At 53.2% G+C, this 12,179-nt stretch carries 7 protein-coding genes; 5 read left to right on the forward strand and 2 right to left on the reverse strand.

Going from position 1 to position 12,179, the window contains the following annotated elements:
• Positions 1 to 10: 10 nt before the first annotated feature.
• From AC23NW_RS12530 to AC23NW_RS12540, 3 genes are all read left to right on the forward strand, one after another.
• On the forward strand, positions 11 to 2,053 hold the full coding sequence (locus tag AC23NW_RS12530; protein ID WP_487449871.1) for a tetratricopeptide repeat-containing sensor histidine kinase: 2,043 nt from the start codon (positions 11 to 13) through the stop codon (positions 2,051 to 2,053).
• A gap of 79 nt (positions 2,054 to 2,132) precedes the next feature.
• Positions 2,133 to 2,759, forward strand: a complete 627-nt coding sequence (locus AC23NW_RS12535; RefSeq protein ID WP_487449872.1) for a response regulator transcription factor — start codon at positions 2,133 to 2,135, stop codon at positions 2,757 to 2,759.
• A gap of 69 nt (positions 2,760 to 2,828) precedes the next feature.
• Positions 2,829 to 4,601, forward strand: coding sequence for an amidohydrolase family protein (locus AC23NW_RS12540; RefSeq protein WP_487449873.1), 1,773 nt, complete (start codon positions 2,829 to 2,831; stop codon positions 4,599 to 4,601).
• 57 nt (positions 4,602 to 4,658) lie between these two features.
• Here AC23NW_RS12540 and AC23NW_RS12545 read toward each other — a convergent pair whose 3' ends face one another.
• Both AC23NW_RS12545 and AC23NW_RS12550 read right to left on the reverse strand, forming a co-directional pair.
• On the reverse strand, positions 4,659 to 6,692 hold the full coding sequence (locus AC23NW_RS12545; RefSeq protein WP_487449875.1) for a right-handed parallel beta-helix repeat-containing protein: 2,034 nt from the start codon (positions 6,690 to 6,692) through the stop codon (positions 4,659 to 4,661).
• Between the two features lie 241 nt (positions 6,693 to 6,933).
• Entirely contained in the window at positions 6,934 to 9,009 is a 2,076-nt protein-coding gene (locus AC23NW_RS12550) for a choice-of-anchor Q domain-containing protein (protein ID WP_487449876.1), read from the reverse strand.
• Between the two features lie 353 nt (positions 9,010 to 9,362).
• Here AC23NW_RS12550 and AC23NW_RS12555 point away from each other — a divergent pair, with 353 nt between their 5' ends.
• Positions 9,363 to 11,306: a histidine kinase dimerization/phosphoacceptor domain -containing protein gene (locus tag AC23NW_RS12555; protein WP_487449878.1), complete on the forward strand. Its 1,944-nt coding sequence runs from the start codon at positions 9,363 to 9,365 to the stop codon at positions 11,304 to 11,306.
• Complete coding sequence (locus AC23NW_RS12560; protein WP_487449879.1) at positions 11,303 to 12,076, forward strand: LytR/AlgR family response regulator transcription factor; 774 nt, start codon at positions 11,303 to 11,305, stop codon at positions 12,074 to 12,076. The genes AC23NW_RS12555 and AC23NW_RS12560 overlap by 4 nt, the downstream gene beginning before the upstream one ends.
• The last annotated feature ends 103 nt before the right edge of the window (positions 12,077 to 12,179 follow it).

The raw sequence follows: 12,179 nt of genomic DNA on the forward strand, positions 1-12,179 counted from the left end.
CTTAACTAGTATGAAGAAAACAGTACTGTTTTGTTTGTTAGCGGGGCTAAGCCACCTCAGTATGGCGCAGAAGGCGACGATTGACAGCCTTTGGCGGGTACTCCGCAGCCATAAAGAGGCGGATACATTCCGGGTTAACCGGCTGAATGACCTGACTAATATCTGGGGATTACCGATACATCAGTACGACTCGCTGGCTTCCGAAGCGCTGACCTTGTCCCGTAAACTGGCCTATACACAAGGTGAAGCCAAGGCCTTGTATACGCGCGGGATGCTGCAGTATTCCATGAACCGGAATAATCCGGCCGCTGCTGATAAGGCAAAACAGGGGTTTGCCTGGCTGGAAGAAGCGGTACGGTTATCGGAGTCGGCCGGCAATAAAGAGCAGACCATCACACAGCTTACCGGACTCGCTGCTGCGCTCCGGATGAGCAATACCGATAAGAAAAAGGCGTTTGACTATGACCGGAAAGCATTGGCACTCGCAACGAGCCTGAACGACCAGCGGTTGATGGCTGATAGTGAACGCTTGCTGGCACTGGACTACGAAATGGTGGATGGCAACTATCCGGCGGCGCTTGAATGGAATCTACAGGCGCTCCGGCGTGCACAGGCCATCGGCTGTCTGGCATGTCAGTTGTTCCCGCTGCGGGCTATGGGGCATTTGTATACGGTGCTGAACGACCATAAGCAGGCGGTATCGGTGCTGAATCAGGCGCTGAACGTCAGCCGGCAGCAGGGCGGGGCAGAGGGCCGGAATGTGGAATACTATGCGTTGTCATCGCTCGGGACGGCCTACGAGGCACTCGGGCAATACCCGCAGGCACTACGGGCGTTTACCGAAGCCGTGACGGTCCGGAAGAGCGATTATCCGGAAACAACCAATACCATTTTTGATTCGCGGCTGACGGCGATTTATGCCGCGATGGGTCAGTACCGCGCGGCCGTTGCCCACGGAACGCGCGGCCTTATAAAAGCCCGTCAGGATGAAAATGACTGGTGGACCGCTGAAATCTCATCAACACTCAGTAGTGTATATCGCCGCCTGAACCGGCCCGACAGTGCCCTTTTTTACGGCAGACAGGGGTTTGAGGTCGCCATGCGCACCCGCCAGAAAGACCTGATCCGCGATGCTAGCGAGGCGTTGGCCGCTTACTATGCCGGCCGGAACCAGTTTGACCAGGCATACCGCTACCAGACATTGTTTTATACCTACCGCGATAGCCTGGTCAATGAAGACGTAACCCGTAAGGCGACCGCCGCGCAGTTTGCCGGACAGCTGAAAGACCAGAAAGCCCGGGTGTCGGCGCTTACCCGCGAAAAAGAACTGGCGGCCTGGCAGCGGAAAGTAATTCTGGCGGGTGCGGCGCTGCTGCTGTTGCTGGCAGGAGCGGTATCGGCCTGGTTGCTGAACCGGGCACGGCTACGCCGGCTGGAAGAAGCCCAGCGGCTGCGGCAGCAGATTGCGCAGGACCTGCACGATGAAGTGGGCAGTACCCTCAGCAGTATTTCGCTGCTCAGCGGGCATACCGATCGGTTGCTGAGCGAAAACCGCCCCGAAACGGCGCAGCGGATGGTGCAGAAGATTTATGCCGATGCCCGCGATATTCTGGAGTCGATCGACGAAATTATCTGGACAATCAATCCCGGCAACGACTCGACGCAGCGGATTATCCAGCGCCTCCGGGAGTATGCCCAGCCGCTGATGGAATCAAAGAATATTCTGTTTACGCTGACGGCTGATCCGGATATTGAGCTGTTGCCGGTGACGATGGAAGTCCGCCGGAATCTGTATCTGATTGGCAAGGAGGCCATAAATAACCTGGTAAAATATGCCGGCGCTACCCGGGCCACTGTCCGGTTCGAGCGTCAGAAAGACCAGCTGGTGGTGATCATCGAAGACAACGGCCGTGGATTTGATCCTGAACTGGTAAGTTTACGCAACGGCCAGCGGAGCATGCAGCAGCGGGCACGGGCGATGGACGGTGATTTCTCAGTAATGTCGAAGCCGGAACAGGGGACAACCCTGAAATTATCTGTTCCGATCATATAATTATCCGATAGACGGGTAAAACGGGTTCGTTTACCTTTGTTCACAAAATAGTAAAGTTCCACTGCTGACTGCTGCCAACATGATACGGGTTTCCATCTACGACGATAATCATTCCTTGCGTGATACGCTGGCGTTGCTCATCGACGCTACCGACGATATGCTGTCTAAAGGGTTGTATGACAATGCCATGCGGGTAGTCGAAAATCTACGGGAAGACATGCCGGACGTTATCCTGATGGACATCGACATGCCGGGTCGCACCGGTATTGAGGCCGTGAAACTGCTCCGGCAAACCAGTTATCAGCCCAGGATACTGATGCTGACAGTATTTGAAGATCCGGACCGGATTTTTGCCGCCATTTCAAACGGTGCGGTAGGCTATCTGCTGAAAAAGACGCCGGCCGACGAGATCATTGATGCCATCCGGACCGTAATGAACGGGGGCGCGGCCATGACCCCGACGGTTGCCCTCAAGGTATTAGCGGCTTTTCAGCAACCCAAAGCGGCCAGACTGGAACTGACCGACAAGGAGCAGGCCGTGTTGCGCCGCCTTGTCGAAGGCGACAGTTACAAGCTGATCGCCTATCACTGTGACATCAGCATGGGAACGGTCCGGACGCATATCTGCAACATCTACGAAAAACTACACGTCAACTCAAAGTCTGAGGCTGTGGCCAAGGCGCTGAAAACGGGGTTGTTCGGGTAAACCGGACCGGATTGTTTCGGGAGGATTGTTGCTTACATTTGAGGAATATAATCCCAAACCACCGAATACATGGTTTATCCGCTCAGATCATTACGGATGTATGCAGGCATTGCCTTGTTAGTTACGGCGACGGTTAGTCTCGCTCAGCCGGTGACGTTGCCGGATTCGGCATTTTCACCCAAAACAATTCTGCTGGCCAACGGCAACCTGATTGATGTCGAAACCGGACAGATCCGCGAAGGCACCAGTCTGCTGATCGAAAACGGTGTGATCCGGAAAATCGGGAAAAAACTGCCCGTACCGCAGGGCGCTACCGTGATTGACGCGCAGGGGAAATGGCTCATGCCCGGGCTGATCGACAGCCACATTCACCTCTTCCAGTCGGGCAGCATTTACACACGTCCCGACGGCGTGAACCTGACCAAATACCGGCCTTATGAAACCGAACGGGCCTGGCTGCGCGATAATATGGGGGACTTGCTGCGCCGCTACCTGGCCTGTGGCATTACCAGCGTCATTGACGTTGGCGGACCAATGTACCAATACCCGTACCGCGACCGGTATAACAGGCAGGCCAACAGTCCGTACATTATGCTGACAGGGCCGCTGATTTCGACGTACCAGCCTAAGGCCTTTGCCATTGACGATTCCCCGATTCTGAAAGCCAACACACCCGACGAAGCCCGTGAGATGGTACGCCGCCAGTTGCCGGCAAAACCTGATCTGATCAAAATCTGGTTTATCATCCGGGGCGTCGGGGCGGGGGAGCAGGTGCAGGACGTGGTTCGGGCCGCTATCGACGAATCGCACAAAAACGGTCTGAAAGTAGCCATACATACGCAGGAGCTGCTGGCGGCCAAGCTGGGCGTCAAATATGGGGCCGACTATCTGGTGCATGGCCCGGAAGACGGCCTGATTGATGAAGAACTGATTACGCTCATGAAGCAGCGGCAGGTCAGTTACTGCCCGACGCTGGTGGTGTTCGACGGTTCTCCGCGGTTTTATGCCGATAAGCGGAAACCAACCTTTTACGAACTGACAACGGCCAATCCGTTTGTGACCGGTACGTTGTTTGACCTGAAACACCTGCCTGAACCCGAACTGAAAAAACGCTATGCTGAGGGGTTTGTCAGTGCTGCCTATCTGAACCGGAAAGCACACGCCGATTCTATCCGGATTGCTAACCTGAGTCTGGTCTGGAAAGCGGGTATCAATGTGGTGACGGGTACGGATGCCGGTAATCCCGGAACGTTTCACGGCACGTCGTTTGTCGATGAGCTGCACAAAATGCAGCTGGCCGGACTATCGAATGCCGGGCTGCTGAAGGCATCGACCATCAACGGCGCCCGGGTGCTGGGTAAAGAAAAACAGATCGGATCACTGGCGGAAGGCAAATGGGCGAATGTACTTGTGCTGCCCCGGAACCCGCTGGCCGACATTGATGCCCTGACGCAGATTGAGACAGTGATTAACCGTGGCTTTGTGGCCGCCCCGGCGCAGTTAATCCCGGACAGCCCCGAAATGCTGGTGCAGAAACAGCTCAATGCCTATAACGCGCTGGATGTCGAGGCGTTTCTGGAGCCGTATGCAGACGACGTAGAGCTTTATGATCTGCCGGAAAAGCTGATCGGCAAAGGCAAGGAGCATATGCGGAAGCAGTATGGTGAGATGTTCAGCAAAGCCCCGTTGCTCCACTGTGAACTGGTCAACCGGATGGTAATGGGCAATACGGTTATTGACCATGAGCGGATTACGTTCCGGGAGGGGCGGCCGCCGGTTGATGCTGCGGCGATCTACAAAATCGAAAACGGAAAGATTAAGAAAGTATATTTTACGCGGTGATCCGTCAGCCGCATACCGCAGAGACAGGGTACGCCTTTCTCTGCGGTATGCAGTATGCTACGGGCAACTACGGGTTACCGTTACTGTCTGTGTGACAGGCTGGCTAACCCCGCACTGATTGCGATAGACTGACGTAAGGGTATAACTGCCTGTTTGCAGGAGATTAATTCCGGAGACCGGGTAGGTACCACCCTGCCGGTACACCTGACTGAATACGTAGCCATTAGGGCCGGCAAAGGTAAACGATGATCCGGTGGCCTGACCGGTTAACCGGACGGGGCAGGCCGATTCATCAGCAGTCAGGCTGAAGATAGCGGCTGTTGGGGGAGCAGCGGCAACCACATTCAGCTGGCCGGTTGCCACAGTCTGGCAGGAGCCAACAGTACAGGTGGCGGTTACGGGTGTCGAACTGCCTGCACTTGTCTGATAGGTCAGGCCGGTGCTGTTGTCGGGCCACCGGATACTGCCGCCTGGACAACCGAAGGCCTGTATCGCAGCCATTTGTCCGGTACAGACGGTGGCAGTGCTGACAGAAAAACTGCTGATGGTATTGACCGTCAGGCTGAATGTCGTGCTGGTAACGGCCGGACAGCCGCTGACGACAACCTGATAATCGCCGGTGTCGGCCGATTGGACATTTGTCAGCGAAAGGGTAGCGGTACGTTGCGCCGCGCCGAGACTGGTCCAGTCACCGGACGGGTTTTTCCGGTACCATTGATAACCGGCGATGTTCCCCGAGGCACTGACGGGAACGGCGAGATTGGTACCGGCACAAAGCACAGTACCAGTAAGTGGCTGGCTGGTAATGACCGGCCCGGTCTGGTATTCAACTGCACCCATATCAAGCCGGCAACCGGCGCCGGATGTGCGGGCATTTTCGCGGATATCGGTTAACGGACCATTCACAGCCGTATACGCATCAGGGTTACCGGCATCAATGCCTGCGGACGTGGGTAAGAGGGCGAAGTAGATATCCGGATTGAAGGGATTAGCCGTAATTGTGACGTTGTCCGGACCGCTGACGTAGTTTTCTGCTGCACCCGTAATCAGGCTGTTGGTGACCGTGGCAACTGACTGGGGACCGGCGTAATTGCTGAATAACGCTGTTCCGTTATCCCAGAAAACCGAATTCGTAAAGGTTAAACTGCTGACACCCTCCACAAAGGCAATATCGCTGTGACCGGCAAACGAACAGTTTATGAACGAGGCGATGCTTGAGGAACTGTTAATGACTGAACCTCCGGCACAGCAATTACCCGTGAATGTACAGTTAATGACGGTTGGGTTTGAACTGTTCAGGTTATAAAAAGCACCGCCTGTGCTCGACCGGTTACCGGAGAAGTCACAATTAACAATGCGCGGGTTGCTGCCCTGATTACTGACTGCGCCCCCGTAGGTACCATAGTTATTACTGAATGTACAGGCCGTGATCACCGGATTACTGCCCTTATTGGCGATGGCGCCGCCATACTCAAGGGATGAATCAACGCGGTTGCTGCTGAACAGGCAATTAATCATTGTAGGGTGACTGTTTTCATTCAGCATACCGCCGCCGTAATAGGAAGCTTTGTTGTCGGTAAAGGTGCAGTTGCGTATCGTCGGGCTGCTGTTGAGGTTATACATGCCCCCGCCTGATTTCGCGCCATTATTACCCCGTGCCAGCGTAATGACGAATCCGTCCAGCATGGTACCGGCGGTAAGCGGCTGATTGTTGTTGAAAATCCGGTAGGCATTATCGGCGTCATTGTTGAGCGTACCAATGTCGCCGCTAAGCGTCGTGCCGGATGGTTGGCCAATACGGGGATTGACCGGTTTTCGCGCGGCCAGCGAGCTTTCGGTACCGTCGAAGCCGCCGTAGAGTGAGACGCCTTCGCGCATAGTGAAAGCCGCATTCGGGTCGTTGTCAGTCTGGCCGGTGCCTTCGTCAGGATAATAGGTACCGGCAGCTACCCAGATCTGGTCACCGGGAACGGCCATCGCCAGGGCCGTCTGGAGGTGAGGAAGTGCATTAGCCCAGGTGCTGCCGTCGCCGTTAGCGCCTTGTTTCACATAAATGATTCTGGCGGTAGCCACCTCGGACGTGAGAAACAACGTTATTAGCAGGTAAAAAAGCCGGACTATAAACAGACGCCGGAAACGTAAAGAAAGGGTAAACATATCTGTCATGTACATGAATAGAAAACAGGACCAAGTTAGCGGTCCGGTTAGTCAGCTAATACATGACAGGGGTGGACAAAATGGCCTCGAAGGGTGGACAAAACGTTTTTTTGGGAGTTAAAAGGCGTAAAAAGAGGTAGCGACAAGGCATTGCCTTGTCGCTACCACAGCCACGCTAAGGACACCGGTTTCCGCTGATCACTACCGTCCGGGACACGGAATTGCTGCCGCAGCTGTTGGCATACGTTGCGGTCAGGGTGTAGGTGCCGGGTTCTTTAATGCCGGTTGCCCATACCGCCTGTGAAGCGCCACCGTCCCGGTATACGTTGCTGAACACATAGCCGTTAGGACCCGAAACGACAAACCCGTTGCCGGTTGCCTGCCCGCTGATCGAATAGGGGCAACCGCCGGTGCTGGCCTGCAGGCCGGCAATAGCCGCCGGTGGAGCCGGCGCATTGGTGCTGACGGTCACGGTCGCATTGGCCGTCACTGCCGCACAGTTTCCTACGATACAGGATGCCGAAACGCTTCCTGTCGTTGCTTTTATGAAGCGGTCTGATATACTGCCATCTTCCCAGCGGACTGTGCCTCCAGCCGGACAACCGCTGGCGAGTAAAGTAGCGGATTCTCCCCGGCAAACGGTTACGGAGTTTATGGCAAATCCGGTGGGTGGTTCGAGTACGGTCAGACTGTATACCGACGCCGTAATGCTGCTGCAACCGCCGGTTATCCCGACCGAATAGCTGCCGGCGTCTGTGGTTGTTACATTAGACAGCGACAGGGTAATGGCCGTTTGACTGGCAACGGGCGTAGGCTGGTTATCCCGAAACCATTGATAGGTGAATGGCCCCACGCCGGAAACACTGATCGTGGCTGTACTATTGCTCCCCGCGCATACCGCCGAGCCGCCAACAGGTTGTGTGGCAATCTCGCCGGCGTTATTCTGAAACTCAACGGCCCCCATATCAATCCGCCCATTGCTATAAAAACGCGGATTACCGGCCAGATCGGTGCTTCCCGCCACGGCGGAGGTGGTAGCAGGATCGCCTGCGTTAATGGCGGGTGAGCAGGCTTTCAGGGCTACACTATTTTCCGATATAAACGGCGAGGTGGAGGTAGTAAGGTTTCCGGGGCCGCTGCCGTAGCCTGTTACGCTCTCGTCGAAGAGGCAGTAACTGGCTGAAATGTAACTACCAAGTGTTTTGGCTCCACCATTATCAAAAAATATACAGTTGACTAATTCGTTGCCGTATATTTCCTGATAGATAGCCCCACCGTAATAAGCCGAATTTTTCAGGAATGTGCAATTGATTAGTTTGCAATTAGTCCCCTTGGCATATATTGCTCCTCCCGTATTAGTGGTGTTATGTATAAACGAACAGTTTGTCAAAAACACTTCGTCGGTTGAGTTATTGTTGAAAATGGCACCACCGGCAGCTGATGCTGAGTTGTCCTGAAATGTACAGTTAGTCAATTGAATAGAATTATGACCTGATGGTCCATTTAAGACTATAGCCCCCCCCACGGCGGCCGAATTTCCTTGCAGAAGACAGTTTGTTAATTTAAAGGTACTCGTCGCTGATGCTCCGTTGTGCAGGATAGCGCCCCCCAAGGTGGCCGAATTTCCTTGCAGGAGACAGTTGAGCAATTGAGGATTGCAGTTACCATTTTCGCCATTATTGTATAGCCCTCCTCCAGCTCCACTAGCTGTTGCTGAGTTGTTTACAAGAGAACAGTTTCGAATAAGCGGACTACATACTCTGCCATTACTACCGTCGTTGTATATACCTGCACCAGAATAAGTATCTCTATCCGCATTACCCCTGGTAATCACAAAGCCATCCAGTATAGCAGCGGCTGTCAGACCCGCACTGTTTTTAATCACGTGGTAGCTGTTATCACTGGCATTGTTTTGGGTGCCAATGTCGCCGGATAAGGTTGTATTGGAGGGCTGTCCGGTAACTGGATTGATGGTGGGTCGGGCGGATAACGTGCTTTCGTTACCGGCAAAGCCGCCGTAGATGGCTACGCCTTCTTTCATCGAAAAGCTAATGGTACGGTCAGTCCCCGTGGTTGGCTTGTAGGTACCGGTTGCCACCCACACCTGATCGCCGTTGTTACTGGCATCAATCATGGCCTGGAGGTTGCCGCTGGCGTTGGCCCAGGAGGAGCCATTGCCTGTGCCGGTGGGTGTCACATAGCGGATGGGTTGGGCCAGGGCGCTTCCGGTTACCAGCAAAAGCAGCAGCAACTGGCTTATTAAGATACGGGATAAGTTGGGGTACGCGTTTTTTCGTAGACGTGATAACATCATTTCTGAACAGGGATTATACAGATGTATTAGTTGTAAGAGGCTTTCTTATGCAATTAGTCCCTGAAAAGTAGCGGATAGGGAAAGACACTGCCCGGGATTGTATTCTACCAACGGCCTGTGGTATGTTAGTAGCGCGAACTGGTATGTGGAGAAAAATTAAATTTTTACAAATAAGTACCGCTATGCATGATTAAGTGTATATTTTACAATTACCTTAGCAACGCCACAAGGTTTGTAGGGAAATGGAAGTCGGGAAGTGGCCGTAAAAATGAGTAAGCCGCCGTAAATCTATGCAATCCGCATTTCCCCGACTTCTGAAAAATGCATCAGATGCCCGTGCCTTTCTGCGGCTGAAACCGCTTATCCTTGGCCTCCTCTTACTGCTGCCCTGGCTGGCCACTGCACAGACCCGCCCGATTATCATCACCGGTCAGCACGATACCGGAACGCTGGATGGGTTTGCTGAGGTGCTGCAATCATCGGCGGGCATTAACGAAGTTGCCCGGCACGGGTCGGGGTTTAAGCCCTTATATACAAAGGCGTTAACGATTGGCAACAGTGCTGACATTGTCTATTGGCTACGTTTTTCGGTACGCAATGAATCACATGAGCATCTTTATGGGATGCTGACGCACGGGGGCTATTCGAAAGCTGAGCTGTACGAGTGGGACGGGAAAAAAGCTAAGCTGCTCAGCATGGGGGGGATGGATGTATACCCAAACGATCTCTATGTCCCGCATACTACGGCTTTAATGCCACTGGCACTGGCGCCTCATCAGCAAAAAGTATACTTACTGCGAATCGAACGAGTCTGGATAAAGCAAAGTCCGTTACGAATTTACACGGAGACGGGACTGTTGCGGGCCACTCAGTTGCAGGATATATCGGAGAGTATTTTTATCGGATACTTGCTGGGCATTTGCCTGTTCATTCTGTCGGCCTGGTGGTTGAGTAAAGAAACAGCCTATTTATTGTTGTTTCTGCATATTGCTATGCAGTTAGCCCAACACATAGTTGGTGCAGGACTGATAACAGGTTATTTTAATTTACCCGCCTGGCTTTCCGGCAGTACATTGTTTACAATATTGTTAGGTGTAGTAGGGATTACATCCTGTCTGTTTCAACGTCATTTTTTGCAGATCAACCGGTATGGAAACCGGTTAATACACTATGGCTATTACGTGCATGGATTCGGGTATCTTTTAATCAGTATTATAGCCCTGTTTGATACCAAATTAATTCTGGACCTGAATAGTGCATTCAGCGGAACGTGCTACTTTTTTGTGCTTTATTCTGACTTCTATGTGGCCCGGAAAGGGTATAAACCCGCAAAATACCTGCTGGTTTCACAGATATGGCCGGTGGTTTTCCTGCCTATTGCCCTTTTGCCTGTAGAGGGGTATGTGGCGGTAGATATTCAGTTCATGCTGAACATTTTTGTCATGCTGTCGCTGGCCGGTTATGCCTTTACCGTCGGTTATAAAGTGAGGCTCTTTAAAGACGATGCCGAAATGATGATTCTGGAACAAAACCAGAAACTCGAAGGGATCGTTGCCGAGCGGACGAAGGAGTTAAGGCTGGAACGGGACCGCGCCGATGTGCAGTCGGAACGCCTTAAACTGGCCCTTCGCGAGCTGAATCACCGCGTCCGGAATAACCTGGCAGTGGTGTCGAGCCTCCTCAAACTACAGAGCAACAACATCGACCCCGACAGAACGAAACAGGCATTTGCCGAAAGCCGGCAGCGGGTAGATGCCATGGCTCTGATTCACCAGCAACTGTATCAGTCGGAGGAACTGACGACCATTGACGTACCGGTTTTTATCACCAATCTGGTGCAGGTACTGTCAGACGCTTATGGCTATACGCCGGCAACGCTGCGGGTGCAGCTCAGGCTGGAGCCGGTCATTCTGCCCGTCGAAAAGGCTGTACCACTGAGTCTGCTGCTAAACGAGGTGCTGACCAATGCCTTTAAATACGGACTTTCGCGCGCTACGCAACCAATGCTGAGCATTACGCTGCAGGCGGGGCAGGAGGATATCCGGCTGGCCATTACCGACAACGGTCCGGGCATTGACCTCAGCATCTGGCAAACCAAAATCAACTCCTTCGGCCACCGCTTGGTAGATGGGCTGACCCGACAGTTGAAAGGCGAATATGCCATTGATAACCAGTCCGGAACAACGTTCCGGTTTACCTTACCCATCCATCAGGACTTACTTGTACTTGAATGACAGCCTCTGCTATTAAGATTTTACTGATTGAAGATGAATTTATTCTGGGCATGGATCTCGCCGACACACTTGCTGCCGAAGGCTATACGGTGGTGGGCGTTGCCGAAGAATACGATACTGCCCTTACCTTGTTTCAGGCCCACCGGCCGGACCTGGTCCTCTGCGATGTGCAGATTCAGGGGCCATACGACGGCATCACCGTAATCCGGAAGCTGAGTGCCATCCGCCCGTTTCCGGTGATCTATCTCACCGCTTTTACCGATGCTGCGACATTCAACAACGCAAAAGAAACACGACCGGCGGCTTTTCTGGTGAAACCCTATCAGCTATCCACCCTCCGCGCCTCCATTGAGCTGGCCTTACACCGGTTTCATGGAGACAATGCATCGCACCCGACTGAAAATGAGGCTGGTGATGCAGACGGAATTACGCTTAGCCGGGATAGTATTCTGCTGATTGACGAGTCTATCTTTATTAAAAAAGACGGCCGGTTTGTAAAAGTTGCGCTTGCTGATATTCTCTGTATCATTGCCGAAGGGAACTATGTAATGATAAAGCTGGAGACGACACGTTATCTCATGCGATTGTCTCTGGGGATGTTTCTGGAAAAGGTGAACTGGCCGAAACTGGTGCGGATACACCGTTCATACGCGGTGAATGTGGCTAAAGTCGATCATTTTACGGAAACCGATGTCTCCATTCTGGAGCAAACCTACCCGGTAAGCCGTCAGTTCCGCGATGACTTTCTGCGTAGTTTTATGATCCGGTAACTATACGGAACAGGGCGGGCCGTACTGCGTAAAACTCCCCATGACGGGCGTTTGCGTAGTTTTCCGGTCATACATTTATCCGATTGATTGCGGTTGGCTACCG

The organism is Arsenicibacter sp. R0_47 (assembly GCF_057652235.1).

Bases quoted from the DNA above. Each gene is read 5' to 3' on its own strand.
- AC23NW_RS12530 (WP_487449871.1), top strand. From the start codon at position 11: ATGAAGAAAACAGTACTGTTTTGTTTGTTAGCGGGGCTAAGCCACCTC.
- AC23NW_RS12535 (WP_487449872.1), top strand. From the start codon at position 2,133: ATGATACGGGTTTCCATCTACGACGATAATCATTCCTTGCGTGATACG.
- AC23NW_RS12540 (WP_487449873.1), top strand. From the start codon at position 2,829: ATGGTTTATCCGCTCAGATCATTACGGATGTATGCAGGCATTGCCTTG.
- AC23NW_RS12555 (WP_487449878.1), top strand. From the start codon at position 9,363: ATGCAATCCGCATTTCCCCGACTTCTGAAAAATGCATCAGATGCCCGT.
- AC23NW_RS12560 (WP_487449879.1), top strand. From the start codon at position 11,303: ATGACAGCCTCTGCTATTAAGATTTTACTGATTGAAGATGAATTTATT.